Below are 18,785 nucleotides of genomic sequence, written 5' to 3' on the forward strand. Positions count from 1 at the left end.
GTGCCGGGTACAATATCGAACTTCCCAGGAGTTAATACATGAAACTTAAGCAACTCAGTGTCACGATGGCCGCCCTCTTTGTGGCCGCAAGCGCGCAAGCGGCCGATCCCAAGCTGGCGATCGTGTACGACGCGGGCGGAAAGTTCGACAAATCGTTCAATCAATCCGCTTTTGAAGGCGCCGAGCGCTTCAAGAAGGAGACCAAGATTGACTATATCGAAGCACAGGCAGCCAGCGACACCCAGGCCGAGCAGATGCTGCGCAGCCTGGCGCGCAAGAAGACCGACCTGATTGCCGCCGTGGGCTTTTCGCAAAGCCAGGCCGTGGCCAAGGTGGCCCGGGAATTTCCCAAGACCCGCTTCGTGCTGATTGACGCCATTGCCAAGGGCAACAACGTCAATTCCGTCCTGTTCAAGGAAGAAGAAGGCTCCTACCTGGTAGGCGTGGCTGCGGCGCTGGCATCGAAGTCGAAAAAGGTCGGCTTTGTCGGCGGCATGGACATTCCCCTGATCCGCACCTTCAATTGCGGTTACGCCCAGGGCGCCAAATCGGTCGACCCGAAAATTGAAACCTTCAGCAACATGGTGGGCACCACGGCCGCCGCCTGGAACAACCCGGCCAAGGGCGGCGAGCTGGCCCGCGCCCAGTTTGACCGCGGCGTGGACGTGATCTTTGCCGTTGCCGGCGGCAGCGGCATGGGCACCCTGCAGACGGCCAAGGAAAAAGGCAAGCTGGCCATCGGTGTGGACTCCAACCAGAACTACATCCACCCGGGGTTCGTGCTGACCTCCATGGTCAAGCGCGTGGACAACGCCATCTATGAAGCGTTCATGCAGCAAAAGAACGGCACCTGGAAGCCGGGCGTCGTCTACAAGGGCCTCAAGGAGGGCGGCGTGGATTGGGTGGTGGACAAGGACAACCGCAAGCTGGTCACGCCGGCGATGGAAAAGCGTGTCAACGAAGCCAAGTCCAACATCATCAACGGCAAAGTCAAGGTACACGACTACCGCACGAACAGCACCTGCCCGGTCTGATCCCTTCTCGTTCTACCAAAGCGCGCCGCGCCGGATTCCCGGCCCGGCGCGCTTTTGAAATTAACCACTGATCCATATGCAGCCAGCCGTAGAATTTCGCAACATAAGCAAGGCCTTCGGGGCCGTGCAGGCGAACGCCGACGTCAGCTTCTCCATTGCCAAGGGTTCCATCCATGGCGTGATTGGCGAGAACGGCGCGGGCAAGTCGACCCTCATGAGCATCCTGTACGGCTACTACCAGGCCGATTCGGGGCAAGTACTGCTCGATGGCCAGGTACAGCCCATCCGCAGCAGCTTTGAAGCGATTTCACGCGGCATCGGCATGGTGCACCAGCACTTCATGCTGGTCGAGAACATGACCGTGCTCGATAACGTGATGCTGGGCTCCGAGGGCAGCTTCATGCTCGGCGTCACGCGCGACGCCATCGAAGCGAGCCTGCGCGAGATCTGCACCCGCTACCGGCTCGATGTCGACCCGCTGGCGCGCATCGACACGCTGTCGGTGGGCGCCCAGCAGCGCGTGGAAATCCTCAAGCAGATCTACCGCAGCGCCAACATCCTGATTCTTGACGAGCCGACAGCCGTGCTCACGGCGCAGGAGACGGCATCGCTGTTCGAGATCCTGCGGCTGTTCAAGGAACAGGGCAAAACCATCATCCTCATCACCCACAAGCTTGGCGAGATCATGGAAATCACCGATGAAGTGACGGTGATGCGTGGTGGCCGCGTGGTTGGCGGCGTGCACACGGGTGCCACCTCCAAGGAGGAACTGGCCAACATGATGGTGGGCCGCCCGATCCAGAGCGAGCTGCCGCGCCAGCCCTACAATCCCGGCGCCACCGTGCTGGAAGTGCACAACCTGCAGCTGACCGACAAGCAGCAGGTACGCCTGCTGGCCGATATCGGCTTCACGCTGCGCGCCGGCGAAATCGTCGCCATTGCGGGCGTGTCAGGCAATGGCCAGAGCGAGCTGCTGGAGATCCTGTCCGGTATGCGCATGCCCACCAGCGGCACCATCAACTTCCTGGGCAAGGCGCTGCCGTTCGGGCGCCGCGGCGACGCCGACGGCCTGCCGGCCACCTTCCGCAACCTGGGCATCGGCCACGTGCCGGAAGACCGCCTGCGCGACGGCGTGATCAAGGATTTCTCGGTCATGCAAAACACCGTATTCGGCTACCAGGACCGGGTCAAGAACCGCTGGGGCCTGTTTGACTTCAAGGCCATCGCCGCGCGCTGCGCCGACCTGCTGCGCACCTTCGACGTGCGACCGAATAATCCGGACCTGCGCATTGGCTTGCTCTCGGGCGGCAACCAGCAAAAGGTCGTGATCGCGCGCGAAGTGCTGGCCGCGCCCAAGCTCATGCTGGTGGGTCAGCCCACGCGCGGGGTCGACATCGGCACCATCGAAAGCATCCACACCCAACTGCTGCGCATGCGCGACGAAGGCGTGGCGATTTTGCTGGTGTCAGTGGAGCTCGAAGAAGTGCGCGCCCTGGCCGACCGCATCATCGTCATGTCGGGCGGGCGTATTACCGGTGAACTCAAGATTGACGAATTCGATACTACTCGCATCGGCTTGCTGATGGGCGGGATGCACAAATCATGAAAACGACAGAACTTCCACGCTGGGCGACGGCCGTCGTCATGCCGCTCCTGAACCTGTTTACCGCCCTGCTGGTGGCAGCACTGGTGATCAAGCTGCTGGGCGAAAGCCCCACCGAGTCGCTCTCCATCCTGATCGAAAATTCGCTCAACCTCGATTCGCTCGGCTACACCCTGTTCTACGCCACCACCTTCATCTTCACCGGCCTGTCGGTGTCGATCGCCATGAAGGCGGGCCTTTTCAACATCGGCTCCGAAGGCCAGATGTACATCGGCGGACTGGGGCTGACGATTGCCATGCTCACGCTTGACGCCACCATGCCGGCGATCATCCTCATTCCGCTGGCGATGCTCTCGAGCGCCCTGTTCGGCGCCCTGTGGGCCTGGCTGCCGGGCTACCTGCAGGCCAAGCGCGGCAGCCACATCGTGGTCACCACCATCATGTTCAACTTCATCGCCGCTAGCCTGATGAACTTCGTGATCGTCAAGTACCTGATTCCCGAAGGCGAGCAGAATCCCTCGAGCCGCTCGTTTGCCGAAGCCGGCGCCATGCCGCGCATCGGCGAGTGGATCGAACGCTTTGCCGACGCCCCGCTCAACCTGTCCTTCCTGCTCGCGATTGCCGCACTGGCCGTCTATGGCGTGACCGTCTGGCGCTCGCCCTGGGGCTACAAGCTGCGCGCCACGGGCTTGAATCCCCACGCCGCCCACTACGCCGGTGTCTCGATCAACCGCATGATCATTGTCGCCATGCTGATCTCCGGCGCGCTGGCCGGTCTTGCGGCGGTCAACTCCATCATGGGTTCGACCCACTACCTGTCGCTCAACTTCCCCGCCGGTGCCGGCTTTGTCGGCATTGCGATTGCGCTCATGGGGCGCCAGCACCCGGTCGGCATTTTCCTGTCGGCCGTGCTGTTCGGGGCTCTGATCCAGGGTGGCGGCGAGCTGTCGTTCCAGAAGCCGAATATCCCGGCCGAGACCTTCATCTTCATCCAGGGCCTGATCATTCTGTTCTGCGGCGCGATGGAAAACCTGTATGGCCCGGCCCTGCTCAAGATGATCAACACCGTACGAGGAGCCAAACATGTTTGAAGAAATCCAGCTTGGCGCAATCGTCGTCTCCACCATCCGCAATGCCCCGGTCCTCATTTTCGCGGCCATGGCCGGCCTGTTCGCAGAGCGCAGCGGCGTGATCGACCTGGCGCTCGAGGGCAAGATGCTGGCCAGCGCCTTTGTCTCGGCGGCAGTCGCCTTTACGTTCCAGAATCCCTGGCTCGGCATCCTTGCCGGCGTGTTTGCGTCATCGGTGCTGGCCCTGATCCAGGGCTTTGTCAGCATCACCCAGAAGGGCAACCAGCTGGTGGGCGGCATTGCGATCAACATCGCCATGAGCGGGCTGACCTTCGTGCTGGCGCAGTACTTCTTCCAGCAGGGCGGCCAGACCCCGAACCTGGGCGACGCACGCCTGTTCGACATTGTCTTGCCGGGCACCGCAGCGCTGGCTGACGTGCCGTTCCTGGGCTGGTTCTATGGCCAGGTATTGGGTGGGCACACGGCGCTGGTGTACGCTGCCTTCCTGCTGATCCCCTTCGTCCACTGGCTGCTGTATCACAGCAGCTTCGGCCTGCGCCTGCGCGCCTGCGGTGACAATCCGCATGCGGCCGATGCCGCGGGCGTGAGCGTGCAGCGTACCCGCTACGCCGCCATGCTGATCGCCGGTATCCTCTGTTCTTTCTCGGGGGCCTACATCTCCATCGTGCAGAGCGGCTTCTTCCTGCGCGACATGACGGCCGGCGCGGGCTACCTCGCCCTGACCGCCATGGTCTTCGGTAACTGGCGCCCCATTTACACGGCGCTCGGCTGCATCATGTTCGGCTTTTTCAGCGCCGTGCAGATCCAGATTGAAGGCGTGGACCTGCCGGTAGTGGGCCGCATTCCCGGCTCGCTGATCCAGATGATCCCGTATGTCGTGACCGTGATCGTGCTGGCTGGCCTGATGGCCAAGTCGGTTGCACCGAAGGCGCTCGGTACACCGTTCGTCAAATCGCGATGAACAAAAGGGCGAAGGGAGCACTTGCTGCCTTCGCCGCGCTCACCCTGCTCGCCTGCGTTGTCATTTTTAGCGCGGGCGAGTATCTCAGCTCCCCGGTCCAGCGCCGGGTGGGCGAACCTCCTCCCGAACTGTTTGCAAGGGCGGTTCGTATTCCTGCAGCGGGTGGCCACGTGGCCGGCTGGGTCGCGCGCGGCAGCGGCAGCGGCAGCGGGACGCACTGCCGCCTATGGTATGTCCGGTGCTGATCGTGGGCGGGGCACAGGACCGCCACACCAGCGAGGCTGAAACGCGGCGCATGCATGCCGTGGCCCATGCACACAAGTCACTGTGGATCGTGGCAGGGGCTGCCCATGTCGATTTCCACGAGCACTCGCGCGTGCTCGAGCAGCGGGTAGCTGCATTCCTCGCCGCACACATCGGGCCACCCACCTGCTAATCCACCGGAAAAACAAGCTCTGCAGCCCCCACCAGAATCAGATTTTTCGCGGACACGGTCCATCCGTTCGCATAGCGCAGCGGCTGGTTCAAGGAAGTGTGCTCTGGCCGTGCCGGCGGATTGGGAAGCCCGTCGCCCAGAAAGCCTTTACCCGTTCATAAGCGCCGGCAACAATCATCGTTAGCGCCTTCGTTGCCCTCCTCTCCCACGCCGCCGCCAGGCACAGCGCCGATGCCCAAGTTCGTCCAATGTCGCCCCTTGCCGAAAGGGGAACACGCACGCTCATTTTCCAAGCAGGGTTCCAAAACGGCAAAGGACGCCGGAAAAACAACATTAATTTGGCAATGTGAAAAAAAAATCAATGTTTCTTGACAATATTTATTTAAGATAAGATCATCAATCGCGTTTCAAAAAACGGCGGTGGTCGGGCAGATTTTCTCCTGAAGGTGAAAATTTGGCAGCAATGCAGAGAGCCTTAAAAAGCCCATTCGGGCAGCCCTGGCCACTATCCTCGGCATCCATAAGATGTTGATTTATCACCAATTTTCAGGGAATTTCCGTGTCACTTTTAACTTTTATCCTCGATTTCGACGGCACCATTTGCGATACGCGCGACGCAATCAGCTCATCGCTTGTTCATGCATTCGAAACTGCGGGCATCGCAAAACCAGATAACTCATCAGTCCACCATCTGATCGGGACTGGTAAAACCTTGCAGGAAACCATTCACGCCCTGCATCCTGCGGGCGGCTCGCTGAGCGACGCCGACATGGCGCACTGGATGAAGACCTACCGCACTGCTTATCGCCAATTTGGGGAGGAAAAGGTGCATCTGTTCGCTACCGTAATGGAAACGCTCACTCTGCTGAAGAACCATGCCAACCTTATCCTGCTCAGCAATAAAGGGATGGCTGCCATTGAGCATTCCCTAGAGCGGCTGTCGATCAAGGATCACTTCGACCTGGTTCTGGGAGAAGAACCCGACATGCCGAAAAAGCCGGAAGCGGCTGTATATGACGTCCGCATCCTGCCCCGCTTTCCGGAGTTAAGCCGCGAGCACTGCATCGTCGTGGGGGACACTGAGGCGGACTTGCAGTTCGCCAAAAATATCGGCGCCATCGGATGCTGGGCCGCATACGGCTTTGGCGACCATGCCAACTGCGAACAGCTCGGCTACGATCACAAGCTGACGAAATTTAGTGACTTGACACGATTTATCAACTAAGTACGGTCGCGAGATTACTGTCGTATGGATAATAACAGCAATAAAAAAGAGACGTATTACTTGCCGAGCATTTCCGATTCCCGTCTCGCGGAAAACATATTCAGATCGGTGAAAGCTGAGATCTACCATTTTCTGGACGATGCAATTCGCTATTTTCTGAATCTGCACCCAGCCGTCGCCAATATTGCGCCGGTTGAAACATGGCGCATCGCACTGACTGCCCATAAATATGGCGTCATTTATTTGATTGACCGGCGCGAAGCGTCTGCCTACGATTTCGGGGGAGCCGCCGACAGCAAGGTCATGACACGCATCGCCGAAATTCTCACCGAAGATCAGCGGGTTAATCGGCTGTTCAATTTCGCGATCTGCGCGTGGGTCCATGCCATCGACGTGCGCAAGAAGTATTCGGAAATTCGGTTGCCCAAGCATGCTTTCATGAGCGAGGGTGACCAGGCCGTATTTGTGAATCAGAATGATTTTGGCGGATTCTTTCCTGTTGATGCGTTTGCGCTCACCACCCCGCTGTACGATCTGCATGATTTCGTGCATTACAGCTGCGCAATGATTGATCGGAATCTGTACGGGTGCAAGTACTTTCGCCGCTTCTCCTCTTTGCCAACGCGGCTCCAGGCCTTGGTGCGTGACGCGGGGTATCGCTCTGAAACGCCTAATCTGTATGGCGACGGGTTCATGTTCCGGGAGCTGTCGCTCGGCTTGTTCGACACCTATGAGCCGCTCATCGACAGCGACAGCGAACTTTATAACACGATCAGCGACAAGCTGTTTCAATACTTGAAAGGTGAGCTTGCGCTGGCACAGCCGTCCTCGGGCCGGGTGTATCAGGCGCCGGCACCGCTCGACGTCGACGCCCTGGCCGTGCTAAGCCAGAACAAGGCGTACGAGCATTCGGCATCGGAGTGCGAAGAACATTTCTTCATTCGCAGCGGCCCTGGCGCGGCAAACGATTCGTATGTCCATCTGCCAATCGTAGAACGGCTCGACGCCATGAAAAGCACCGAACTCAATTATTTTGAGCGGCGTAATTTTCTTCGGCACCGAGCCCAGAAGCTGGCCTACCTGCGCTATTCGACGCACTTGAAGAGCAAGTTCCCTGCGCGCGCCGAGGAGTTTTCCTTGCTTCACATGGTGGAGGAAAACCTGACCTTCGTCGATCATCTGCGCGGCGACCGCGTCAATCTGTTCAACCTCGTTGAACACTGACACGCACGCTCAATTGCACTAATGGCACCGGCCTGAGCCGGTGCTAACCATTCCATTTAACGTGTGGCCCAGCCGGCCCGAAAACCGGCATGTGCGTACAAGAATCATCAAGAAAATATAAGTAATGCAGACCAACAAACTTAGCGACGCTGAACACGTCCCGGCCGCGCGCACGACACAGTTTTTCACCGACTTTTCCGCATTTTGCGCTGCTGACATTAACGTCCTTGACGCCCAGCGCCGCGTCATATCGCTCGGTGAGGTGATCGGCGAATGGATGGCCAGCCAGGGACAGGATGCCGCCGTATTGTGCCCTATCATGCGCGCCGCCTTGCCCTTCGCCATTGGCGTGGCCGCCAGTTTTCCGGCGCGCGCGATCAGACCCATCAGGATTTCGCGGGCCGCCATCGACGCTGGCGCGGGCCTCGACACGCATTTCGCCGATATCCCTTCGGGAACGGTGCTATTGATCGACACAGTCACGGCCACCGGCAAGACTCTGTCCTACCTCGCCAAAGAAATACAGCGTCACCAACCCGGCTGCCGCATCATCGCCACTGTGGCTTATGCCAGCCCGCAGGCGCTCACGTTGCTGGAGCGGGAATCGGTGATTGATCATATGTGGGTGGGACATCTGTCCGACAGCGTCGACAGCAACGGCTATTTGATCCCGCCGACGAACGGCGATACGGGCGACAAGCTTTTTGATGGAATGATGTGATGGCGCCGCACGAGCGAACCGCCGTGCTTGGCACCTTCAGTTTGCAGCTCGGTGCCAATCATGTTGTCACTGTCGCCGAGTTGTTTGCACTGTTCGCGCACCACGGTATCGACGGCTATGTCTGCGGTGGCATCGTAAGGGATCTGCTTGTGGGCGACCCGTACAACGACATCGATTTCACTTTCCACGCCCATATTGATGACCTGCGTAAAATTCTTTGCAAGCATTATGGACCTGATATCATCCAGTTTTATAATCGCGATTTCGGGCTGCTGAAGCTCGGCACCGATCCTGACCGGCTGATTGACATTACCATGTACCGCAGCGCCGACAGCATCGGGGCATCCACCAGTCTCGAGGATGTTCGCTACGGTCTTGGTGCATCCCTGCTTGAAGATGCCCGCAACCGCGATCTGAGCATCAACTGCATGTATTGGAATGACCGTTCGGGTTTGCACGATCCGCTCGGCCACGCCATGGACGATATTGCGGCACGCCGCATCCGGGTCGCGGCCGACCCGCGCAAAGCCCGCATTGATCCCCGGATCAGCATGCGCTCCTTGCTGTTCCAGACACGGCAGTATGTGCTGTCGCCGTGTACCCACGATTACCTGCTGACGCATCTGGATGCCAATATCCTGTGCTATCCGCAGGACAAGTTCAGCGACTATGTCCACGCCCTCGTACGTGGACGCCGCGAGTCGGCCCACGCGCTGTATCACGCCGCGTGCGGCTTTCTTCCCGCGGGCACAGCACGCGAACAGCTCGCGCGTGCCTGCAATGTCGGCGACGCCGTTTGACGCGTGCTGAGGGACAGGTTTGTTTTGATTTTTTTCGCGTTTAAGGGCAGGTTGGCTGCATGACTTTTTTTAAGAAGTGGCGCAATATCGCCGTTTTGGTGCTGTGCGTGAGCGCTATCGGCGCCCTGTTCGTTCACTCAAGCAGGCGCTTACTGGTGGACGACGCCAGAGTAGTGGCCGACATGATCACGCTCGCCGCCGCCGTGGAGGGGCGGGTGGCCGACATCGCCGTCAAGGAAAGGCAGGCAATTGCCCGCGGCGACGTACTGGTCAGGATCGACAGCCAAGCCGCGCGTCTGGCTGTCGAGGGCATCGAAAAGGACCTGGCAATGGCCCGCATCGAAATCGAACGGCTTGAGCGGCACCTCGCGCTGCAGACAAGAACGGCCGTGCTGGACGTCAAAAGTGCGCGATCGTCCCTGCACGCGGCCCATACCCGGGCCGCGCTGACGGCGCAGCAACGGACCCTCTCGCGCGCGGAGACCGAGCGGGCCAGACACCTCACCGCCTCCGGTTTCCTGTCCGCGGGCGGGCTGGGCCGCTACCAGAACGAAGCGATCAAGGCGCAGCTCGACGGTGCGCAGGCGGCGCAGGTGCTCGATGCTGCGGGCGAACAAACCGCGCGCGCCTTGCTGGCCCAGCAGAACGTAGCGCTGGGCAGGCTGGACTTGCAAACTGCAAAAACCAAACTGGAACGCAACGCGATCGCACGTCTGGCACTACTCGACAGCCTCCAAAAGCACGACATCAAAAGCCCCGGAACGGGCATCGTGGACAAGATATTTGTGCATGCGGGTGAATTTGTTATGGTAGGCAAACGTGTGATGCTGATCCATGATCCCTCGACCATTCATATCCGCGCCAACGTCAAGGAAAAAGACCTGGGCAAAGTAGCGACCGCGCAGACAGTGGCGATCCGCTTCGACGGCTGCAGCGACGACACCGCCCGCGGTGTTGTGACCGACATCGGCTCAACCACCAATAGCGAATTCACGGTACTGCCGGCGATTGTCCCCGGTGGCAGTTTTGTCAAGGTCGCCCAGAGCATCCCCATTAAGATTGCTATCACGGACACGCGCTGCGCGGTGCGTCCGGGCATGCAGGCCGAAGTCGAGTTCCGGCGCTAGATGCTCGCCCGTTCCCAGCTGGTACCCATTGCAATCGCAGCGGGCGCGACCTTTCCCATGGTGTTGTCGAGTACCGCCATCAGCGTGGCACTGCCCGCCATTTCGGCCGAGCTCGGACTGACGTCGGGCGAAATGCAGGGTATCGCGGCGCTGTTCTTTCTCACCTCCTCCATTTCCATGCTGACCGCCAAAACGCTGGTGAGCCGGTATGGCATTCGGGCTACCTTCATTTTTTCTGTCCTGGTGTTTAGCCTGGGCATCGTGATTGCCTGCGCCAGCGCGAATTTTGCCGTGCTCGCGGTCGGCCGCGCCCTGCAGGGCGTGGGCACGGGCGTCATTCAAACCTTGGGCATCCTGATCATCTCTCCGCTGTTTCCAGTCTCGCGCCGGGGCTTCGCCATGGGCTTGTTCGGCACCTGCATCCTGCTGGCGCCGGCCATCGGTCCCGCTTACGCCGGCTACCTGCTCGAGTTTTTCAACTGGCGCGCCTTATTCTATTCGATGCTACCAGTAATGCTCACCGTGCTCCCGCCCCTCTCACGCGCGCTGAGCGCCGACATCAGCAGCGCACGCGAACGCTTCGACTGGCTCGGTCTGCTGGTCATCGCACTGTCGCTGTCGGCATTTCTCACCGCCTCGATTCAGAGTACGGGGGGAGAGCCGGAGCTGGCACGCCTGTGCTACCTGGGCAGCGCCATTTTGCTCGCGCTGTTTGTCTGGATCGAATTTGATGTCGCCTCCCCTCTGATCGAACTGCAGTCACTGCGCCAGGTCGACTACAGCGGCAGCCTGGTGGTGATCTTCGTGCTCGGCGCTGTCCTGTTCGCAATGACCTTCTTGCTGCCCCAGTTCCTGGACCACGTAGCCAGGATGGATCCGGTCAGCATCGGCTACATCATGTTGCCGGGCGGGCTGGCGATGGCCTTCGCCTCGCCCTTGTGCGGCTATCTGAGCGACCGCTATTCGTCCACCCTCCTGCTTGCGCTCGGACTGGCCCTGCTGGCTTTCTCGTGCTGGCTGCTGACGGGGCTCCAACTGGGCATGGATCCTATGACCCTGATCATGTGGGTCATTGTGGGCCGCATGGCGCTGTCGCTCATCTTCCCGTGCATTTACAAAATATCGCTGTACCGTTTTTCCGGCGCGACGCTGGCGCAAGCGTCGGCGCTGGTCAATTTCACGCGCCAGATCGGCGGCGGTCTGGGCCTGGCGCTGGCCGGCTCCTACTTCCACTACCGCGATGGCGCCTGGCTCAACGCCATGCACGACACCGGCGCAACCGGCGCCGAAGGCTGGGATGAAGCGCGGGACCTGCTTGGACTGTCCATTGACAGCGCCGCCGGCGCCGGCTCTTTATCGACCGACGGCATCAGTACTTCGCTGCTGAGCCAGCTGGCCTCGCAGGCACTCACAATGCACGCCTACCGCGACGTTTTCGCCACCATGGCGCTGTGCATTGTGATTGCCGGCCTGGTGTTCGCCCTCACCAAGGTGGTCCGCCGCCTGCGTTCGGCTGCGCCCGAATGAGCCTTGCCCTTTTCTTTCTATCACCTGGAGATCAACCTTGAATATTGGTACCGCGCATACTGCGCTCGCGACAAAAGTCATTTTGCTGGGATGCGGCGAGCTCGGCAAAGAAATTGCCATTGAATTCATGCGCCTCGGTGTCGAAGTTATCGCCTGTGACAGCTACGCCAACGCGCCCGCCATGCAGGTGGCCAACCGCTCCCATATCGTGCCGCTGCTCGACGGCGCGGCAGTGCGGGCCGTGGTCGCGCTGGAACGGCCGCACTACATTGTCTCCGACACCGAGGCCATCGCGGTGGATCAATTGCTGCTGCTCGAAACGGAATTGCCGGATGTGCGGATTGTGCCCACTGCCAGGGCACTTGCCATCACGGCAGACCGCGAAAGCATCCGCCGCCTGGCCGCCGAGCAACTGGGCCTGTCGACGGCGAAGTACGCCATTGCAGAGACTGCGCAAGCGCTTGCCGTGGCAGCGCATGCACTCGGATTCCCCTGCGTCGTCAAACCCGTCAAGGGCTTTAGCCGTAGCGGCCAGTCCATTGTGGGTGATGCCAGCGGGCTGGCGGATGCATGGCAGCGGGCCCAGGCCGGCAACCGGGGCATCTCCTGCAAGGTCATCGTGGAAGAGTTTGTGCCCTTCCAGGCCGAGATTACGCTGCTCACTGTGCGCGCTGCCAATGGCACCTTTTTTTGCGCGCCCATCGGCCATCGCCAGGAAGGGGGCGATTACGTTGCCAGCTGGCAGCCCCATCAACTAGACCCGGCCCATCTGGAAAAAGCGCAGCAGATGGCCGCCGCCGTCACCGCCGCGCTGGGCGGCTACGGCATTTTTGGCGTCGAGCTGTTTTTGCTGGAAAACGGGGACGTGTATTTCAATGAAGTGGGACCGCGCCCGCACGATACCGGCATGGTGACTGTCGCCTCGCAATTGCACAGCGAGTTTGCCCTGCATGTGCGCGCCATTCTCGGGTTGCCGGTGACGGAAACGCAACTGGCGTCGCCGGCGGCCAACGTCGTGTTCAGGGCTGACACCCCATCGGAGCACCCGGTGCTGGTCGGCGTTGAGCGCCTGTTCGCCACGCCAGGGGTCGATTTCCGCTTTTTCGGCAAGCCAAAAAGTTACGCCCGCCGCATCATGGGTACGGTCCTGGCACGCGACACGTCGGCCGCGTCGGCCCTGGAAAAAGCTGGTGAAGCCGCGAAAAAAATTGCGCTGCAATAGCGCGCACTTGCGCGAGAACGATTCTTCAACAACGGGAGACAGATAAATGAGCAGAGCCGACACCCTCATCGCATTCGATGAAGCCGGATTGCCCTCGTGGGAATACGACACCCACCGCAGCGCCATCAGCAAAGCCTATTTGCTCAAGGATTTTGTGCAAGCCTTCGGATTCATGAGCCAAGTCGCCCTGTGCGCGGAGAAACGCAATCATCATCCTGAGTGGTCAAATATTTACAACAGGGTGTGCATCACCCTGACCACCCATGATGCCGGCGGACTGACGGCGAAAGATGTAGGCCTGGCACGGCAGATCGATGAAATCTTCCGCCAGGCCATGAGCGCACACTGACCCGCCGCCGGCATGCGCCGGCGTCAAGGCTTACTCGGAGCGATAGTTGGGCGCTTCCTTGGTCATCTGCACGTCATGGACATGCGATTCGCGCATGCCGGCCGAGGTGATCTCGACAAACTCCGCCTTGTCGCGCAGCTCGCCAATGGTAGCTGCACCGCAGTAGCCCATCGACTGGCGCACGCCGCCTACCAGCTGGTAGAGAATGGCCAGCACGCTGCCCTTGTACATGACCCTGCCTTCAATTCCTTCCGGCACGAACTTGTCGGCCTTGGCGCCGGCTTCCTGGAAGTAGCGGTCAGCCGAACCATCTGCCATCGCGCCCAGGCTGCCCATGCCGCGGTATGACTTGTAGCTGCCACCCTGGTACAGGATGACTTCGCCAGGGGCTTCGTCGGTGCCGGCCAGCATACTGCCCATCATCACTGTCGAGGCGCCGGCCGCCAGTGCCTTGGCGATATCGCCCGAGAAGCGGATGCCGCCGTCGGCAATGCAGGGCACGCCTGTACCCGCGAGGGCGTTGGCGACGTCGGAAATGGCGGTGATCTGGGGCACGCCAACTCCGGCCACGATGCGGGTGGTGCAAATGGAGCCCGGGCCGATCCCGACCTTGACAGCGTCGGCGCCGTATTCCACCAGCGCGCGCGCGGCAGCCGCGGTTGCAATATTGCCGCCAATTACATCTACTTGAGGAAAGTGGTTCTTGATCCAGCGCACCCGGTCCAGAATGCCTTGCGAGTGACCGTGCGCTGTATCGACCACCAGCACGTCCACCCCGGCGGCGACCAGTAGTTCGATGCGCTGCTCGTCACGGGCACCGACGCCCACGGCGGCGCCAACGAGCAGCTTTCCTTGGGCATCCTTGGAGGCGAACGGATGTTCTTTGGATTTCTGGATATCCTTGACGGTGATCAGGCCGCGCAATTCAAAGTCATCATTAACCACCAGCACGCGTTCGAGACGGTGCTTGTTCATCAAGCGCTTTGCCTCGGCAGGATCGGCACCTTCCTTGATATACACCAGTTTGTCGCGCGGTGTCATTTTGCTGCGCACTTGCGCATCAAGATCCTCTTCAAAGCGCAGGTCGCGGTTTGAGATGATGCCGACAACCACCGTGCCTTCGACGACCGGAAAGCCGCTGATACCGTGCTGTTCAGTAAGGGCAATCACTTCGCGGATGGTCATGGTTGGCGGAATCGTGATGGGATCACGCAGCACTCCGGACTCGAAGCGCTTGACACGCGTGACTTCACTTGCCTGGCGCTGCGGCGACAAATTCTTGTGAATGATGCCAATGCCCCCTTCCTGTGCCATGGCAATGGCCAGACGCGCTTCCGTCACCGTGTCCATGGCCGCCGACAGCAGCGGAATGTTCAAGGAAATATTGCGGGTGAGCTGGGTTTTGAGGCAGGTGTTCGAGGGGAGAACGTTTGAATAAGCCGGCACGAGCAGCACATCATCGAATGTGAGTGCTTTGTTGAGTAGACGCATTGCATTTCCTAGTGGCACAAAAACGTATTATACAGAGTGTGACCCACAGCATGGTCAACTTGTAAAATTTGTCTTAGTGTCATGCCGTCGCAGCGTGCTGCCGATACGGTTCAGCGCGCGCGTGCCACCGAACGTTTCAAGGTCCACGTGAAGCCAAGGCCGGCCGAAGTGCCGTGTTCCTGCCGCAGCAGAGGGCTCTGCCGATTAGCCGCCCCGGCGTAGCTTTCGTAGCGCACAAAGCCGAACAGGCGCAGGTCTGGCGAGATCATGCGCGTACCTGACAGCCCTACCCGCACCAGCATCAGCCCGCCTGCGGCGTCATAGGCCGGTCGCGCCGCCGTCGCATAGGCCGGCGCCACATCGTAGAAGTAACCGTTGATCTTGCGGTCGCCCGCCACCAGCGACAGGTTGGCATCCATGGTCCAGCGGGCGCCTTCGCCGCGCGTTTCATATGACAGGCGTGGCTCGAAGGTGTAGCCCTGCCCCCGCGCACCACCACGCAGTTCGATCACCGCGCGCAGCGGCAGCTCAAGGCGCACCCGGCTCGCCTCGCTCGGACGGTATACATTGATCTTCAGGCGTGGGCCGAATTCAACCAGCGTGCCAAGGTCCGGCATGCCTTCCCGAATCTCGACGTCGTCAGAACTCGCCGGCAGCGATCCGGCCAGCCCCACATCGAGCTCCACGCGGTCGCTGCGAAACAGGCGCGCGCCCACGCCTTCCTGGTCGGCGCGGAACACTTCACCACGGTAGATGAAGTAAGGCAGCAACAAGCCGCGCGTGGAGCGGTCGGACGCGCCGGGATAGGCGGGCGTGGTCGCCGCAAAACCAAAGGCGCCCAATTCCCACAAGGGGAGCTGCTGCTGCGCGGCGGCAGGGACACTGGCGGCAAACCAGGCTGCGGTGCAGCAGGCGAAAGCGCGGCGGATATGGGTCGCGGTCATGGATCTGGTTCCGTTCAAGATGAGGGTTGTAGACCAGTATCGTCAGCCCTGCTCTTTTCGTCAACAGGCGCGCCGTGCGCGCCTACGCACACGCCATGAACAAAAAAGCCGGCCGTTGCTGCCAACGCCGGCTTGTGTCTTCCCTTGCGCGATTGCTTACGGCCAGATGGCCTTGAGCAGCGCGGCCAGGTGGTAGCCACCCTTGATCAGCTGCGTGCGGGCCAGGTCCGAGCTCGGTACTGGATAGCGCTCGCCCATTTCAAGACCAAAGGTGTAGGCGGTCTCGCCCTTGCTGGTGGTGCGCGCATCGCGCTTGGTCACCGTCACGTCCTGGTGCGCCAGCTTGGCGGCAGCCAGCGACTCGGCCGCCCACTGGTAAGGCCAGGTGACCGGGTCGCCGGTGTTGACCGACACTTCTTGCCTGGGATCGGTGAACTTGGCGGCAAACTGCTCGGGCGTGCGGGTGCTGCTGCGGCGCATGGCGTAGGTGACGACGGTGCTGTCCCAGTAGCTGTGGAATGGCTTGGTGGGATACTTCTTGCCTCCTTCGGGAACATAGGGCGCTTCGCCCGTCACCGCCTTGGTGACGGCGTCGATCTTGGCGTCGTCCAGCAGCAGGTTGTTGCCCCCGCGTGACTCAAAGATCTTGACCGAGTCAATCTCGGCTTTCGTGGCAGGCACGACGAACTTGCCATCGGCACTCACGTAGGCAGCGCCCATGTGCAGCGGCTGGTGGATGTCGCCGGTCATGTGGGCAATCAAGAGCAGCGCCTGGCGTGGCGTGAAGCCACGCGGGTTGTTGACGGGGTCGGTCTTGCCCTGCAGGACGGCGATCGATTGCTTGAGCGTTTGCACGATATCGACATCCGACCCACCCACGATGCCGTCGTGGTAATGGTCATGCTGGAACGGCACATTGGCGTAATGGAATTCATTGTGGCGCGGGTGGGCGGCAGCGTAAGCGGCCATTTCCGGGGACGGGGCCGGGTAGCCCACGCCACCCTTGGCCGAATCGGCCAGGGTGGTGATCGATTCGAGCGTCTCGCCCGGCAGCAGCAAGGCCTTGACCTGCTTCTCGGCATTGCTGCCCTTGATCAGCTTTTGGGCGATGTTGCCGACGGCGCGGTGGCCTTCATTGCCCCATGCCAGCGCTTCGGTGGAGAGGAAGGCGGCAGAGAGCGCCATGACACAAGCGAGTTTTTTCATGTTCAGGTTCCTGGTGTTGGGAAAATCAAGGGACAATCTGGATGCGTCCCGCCGGTTCGGTGATGCCAACCGGCTTGCCTGCCTTGTCATGCTTGACGAGGTAATCGACCAGCACATCGAAGTCGCGCCTGTGCGTATCGATCTTGTTGCGGGCCTCTTTGAATACGGGGAAATTGTCGCCGCCTTCCGCGACAAAATTGTTGGTGGTGACGCGATAGGTGGCGCCGTCCTTGATGGCCACGCCATTGAGCTTCATGCTGCCCGGCACCACGCGCTGCCCGGGCGGCCGGGCGGGATCCCAGCGGTAGGTGAAGCCATTCGATACTTGCAGCACCGATGGCTCGGCCGCGCCTTCCCGGATCCACTGCTGCTCAAGCACGGTGCGCAACTGGGCGCCGGTCAGGTCCATCACGACCATGGTGTTGCCAAACGGGAGCACGATCTGCACCTGGCCCACGGTCGCGGTCAGGTTCTCGCCCACGTCCAGGTCCTTGCGGATGCCGCCGGTATTCATGAAGGCGATCTGGGCATTCTGGTCCTGGGTGGCCGCCAGGAAGGCGTCGGCAATGACCCCGCCCAGCGCAGTTTCGCCGGCCGCACTGGCGCGCCGTCCCATGGAGCGCACGGCCACCCGGGCCAGCGGCTTGGCCAGCGCTTCCTTGCTGCGCGCGCGTGCCGAGGCGAGATAGGCCGCCACTTTTTCGTCCGGCGGGTATTGTCCGGGCTTGATCACGACATTGCGCACCTTGATGTCCAGCACGGCCTTGGTGGCAGGATCAATTTTCATGTTAATGCGCGAGAGCACGTGGCCGCCCATCTCGGCCTGGGTAATGGTGCGTCCATCGACCTTGCACTGAAAGCCCTTGTGCGTATGGCCACTGATGATCAGGCGGATTGCCGGATCGAGCCGCTTGGCAATGCCGACGATGGGGCCTTTGAGTTCGCTGCAATCTTCCTTGTCGAACGCTTCAGTAGTGCTGCCGCCTTCGTGAATAAGGAGCACGAACACGCTGGCGCCCTGGGCGCGCAGGGCCGGCATCACGGCGTTGATGGCGTCAGCCTCGTCGACAAATTCCAGGCCGGTAATGCCGGACGCCAGCACGACCGAGGCGGTGTCCTTGAGCACGGCGCCAATGACGCCCACCTTCAGGCCCTTGACGTCGGCAATGCGCCAGGCCGGCAGGAAGGGTTTGCCGGTGGCGCTGTCGAGCACGTTTGCCGCCAGGTAGGTAAAGCCGGCGCCGCGGAAGTCGGGGGCGAACTGGCAGGCTTTTTCAGGCTGGGTGGACACGCAACCGCCGTTTTGCTGGCGCAGCAGTTCGGCGCGACCCTTGTCGAATTCGTGGTTGCCTACCGAGCTGGCGAACATGCCGGCCATGGTCAGGGCGTTCAGGCTCGGTTCATCGGCCCACATGGCCGACATGGCCGGGCTGGCGCCGATCAGGTCGCCGGCGCCGACAAACAGCAGGTCGCGGTCGACCTTGCGCCACGCCTGCAGGGCGGCGGCGACATTGTCCACGCCGCCGGCCAGGTGCGATTGCCGCGCCCCGTCGGCCGCACTGGTGTATTCAAATTTGCTGGCATCGAGATGGCCGTGGAAGTCGTTCATGCCGACCAGGTTGATCTCGAGCGGAACTGCGGGTGCCACGGCGGCCGTGGTACAGCCGGAAAGAACGGCAACGGCCAGCAGGCTCGCGCAGAGCGGACGAAGGAATAGTTTCATAAACAGGAGGATAACCGATGCGCGCCGCCACAGGAACGCGCATCGCCGTCAGAATAGTTTCTTAATGTATCTGTCCCAGCGGGACCGTCAAAAAAAACGGC

General features: G+C 60.9%; 16 protein-coding genes and 1 pseudogene. 13 read left to right on the forward strand and 4 right to left on the reverse strand.

The genetic code is table 11. From position 1 onward, the window contains the following. The first annotated feature begins 38 nt into the window (after window positions 1–38). From KY495_RS03630 to KY495_RS03690, 13 genes and pseudogenes are all read left to right on the forward strand, one after another. The gene (locus tag KY495_RS03630) at window positions 39–1,034 is read left to right on the forward strand and encodes a BMP family protein (protein ID WP_219882397.1); all 996 of its coding nucleotides are present in this window, start codon (window positions 39–41) and stop codon (window positions 1,032–1,034) included. A 76-nt stretch (window positions 1,035–1,110) separates the two neighbouring features. Beyond that, the gene (locus tag KY495_RS03635) at window positions 1,111–2,640 is read left to right on the forward strand and encodes an ABC transporter ATP-binding protein (protein WP_219882398.1); all 1,530 of its coding nucleotides are present in this window, start codon (window positions 1,111–1,113) and stop codon (window positions 2,638–2,640) included. Beyond that, complete coding sequence (locus KY495_RS03640; protein WP_219882399.1) at window positions 2,637–3,728, forward strand: ABC transporter permease; 1,092 nt, start codon at window positions 2,637–2,639, stop codon at window positions 3,726–3,728. The genes KY495_RS03635 and KY495_RS03640 overlap by 4 nt, the downstream gene beginning before the upstream one ends. Then, window positions 3,721–4,689, forward strand: coding sequence for an ABC transporter permease (locus tag KY495_RS03645; RefSeq protein WP_219882400.1), 969 nt, complete (start codon window positions 3,721–3,723; stop codon window positions 4,687–4,689). The genes KY495_RS03640 and KY495_RS03645 overlap by 8 nt, the downstream gene beginning before the upstream one ends. 157 nt (window positions 4,690–4,846) lie before the next feature. Further along, window positions 4,847–5,125 (forward strand): annotated as a pseudogene (locus KY495_RS03650) (hypothetical protein); the annotation flags it as partial. 559 nt (window positions 5,126–5,684) lie between these two features. Next, complete coding sequence (locus tag KY495_RS03655) at window positions 5,685–6,350, forward strand: HAD family hydrolase (RefSeq protein ID WP_219882401.1); 666 nt, start codon at window positions 5,685–5,687, stop codon at window positions 6,348–6,350. Window positions 6,351–6,374: 24 nt separating this feature from the next. Then, window positions 6,375–7,574: a hypothetical protein gene (locus tag KY495_RS03660; RefSeq protein WP_219882402.1), complete on the forward strand. Its 1,200-nt coding sequence runs from the start codon at window positions 6,375–6,377 to the stop codon at window positions 7,572–7,574. A 124-nt stretch (window positions 7,575–7,698) separates the two neighbouring features. Beyond that, a complete protein-coding gene (locus KY495_RS03665) occupies window positions 7,699–8,295 on the forward strand; it encodes a uracil phosphoribosyltransferase (protein ID WP_219882403.1) in 597 nt (198 codons plus the stop codon). Further along, a complete protein-coding gene (locus KY495_RS03670) occupies window positions 8,295–9,095 on the forward strand; it encodes a hypothetical protein (RefSeq protein ID WP_219882404.1) in 801 nt (266 codons plus the stop codon). The genes KY495_RS03665 and KY495_RS03670 overlap by 1 nt, the downstream gene beginning before the upstream one ends. A gap of 59 nt (window positions 9,096–9,154) precedes the next feature. Further along, a complete protein-coding gene (locus KY495_RS03675; protein WP_219882405.1) occupies window positions 9,155–10,222 on the forward strand; it encodes an HlyD family secretion protein in 1,068 nt (355 codons plus the stop codon). Next, complete coding sequence (locus KY495_RS03680) at window positions 10,223–11,749, forward strand: MFS transporter (RefSeq protein WP_219882406.1); 1,527 nt, start codon at window positions 10,223–10,225, stop codon at window positions 11,747–11,749. It begins immediately after the preceding gene. A gap of 37 nt (window positions 11,750–11,786) precedes the next feature. After that, the gene (purT, locus tag KY495_RS03685) at window positions 11,787–12,971 is read left to right on the forward strand and encodes a formate-dependent phosphoribosylglycinamide formyltransferase (protein WP_219882407.1); all 1,185 of its coding nucleotides are present in this window, start codon (window positions 11,787–11,789) and stop codon (window positions 12,969–12,971) included. A 46-nt stretch (window positions 12,972–13,017) separates the two neighbouring features. After that, window positions 13,018–13,320 (forward strand): 4a-hydroxytetrahydrobiopterin dehydratase, encoded by a 303-nt coding sequence (locus KY495_RS03690; RefSeq protein ID WP_219882408.1) that lies wholly within the window; start codon window positions 13,018–13,020, stop codon window positions 13,318–13,320. A gap of 30 nt (window positions 13,321–13,350) precedes the next feature. On the opposite strand, the gene guaB is transcribed toward KY495_RS03690, so the two are convergent. From guaB to KY495_RS03710, 4 genes are all read right to left on the reverse strand, one after another. Next, window positions 13,351–14,811 carry an IMP dehydrogenase gene (gene guaB, locus KY495_RS03695; protein WP_219882409.1) on the reverse strand — a complete coding sequence of 487 codons (1,461 nt, stop codon included), beginning with the start codon at window positions 14,809–14,811 and terminating at the stop codon, window positions 13,351–13,353. A gap of 110 nt (window positions 14,812–14,921) precedes the next feature. Continuing rightward, window positions 14,922–15,755: a MipA/OmpV family protein gene (locus KY495_RS03700; protein ID WP_219882410.1), complete on the reverse strand. Its 834-nt coding sequence runs from the start codon at window positions 15,753–15,755 to the stop codon at window positions 14,922–14,924. Between the two features lie 156 nt (window positions 15,756–15,911). Then, window positions 15,912–16,961 (reverse strand): S1/P1 nuclease, encoded by a 1,050-nt coding sequence (locus KY495_RS03705; RefSeq protein WP_219882411.1) that lies wholly within the window; start codon window positions 16,959–16,961, stop codon window positions 15,912–15,914. Between the two features lie 25 nt (window positions 16,962–16,986). Continuing rightward, window positions 16,987–18,684, reverse strand: coding sequence for a bifunctional UDP-sugar hydrolase/5'-nucleotidase (locus KY495_RS03710; RefSeq protein WP_219882412.1), 1,698 nt, complete (start codon window positions 18,682–18,684; stop codon window positions 16,987–16,989). Window positions 18,685–18,785 lie beyond the last annotated feature (101 nt).

The organism is Massilia sp. PAMC28688 (assembly GCF_019443445.1).
Classification (GTDB): Bacteria; Pseudomonadota; Gammaproteobacteria; order Burkholderiales; family Burkholderiaceae_D; genus Telluria_A.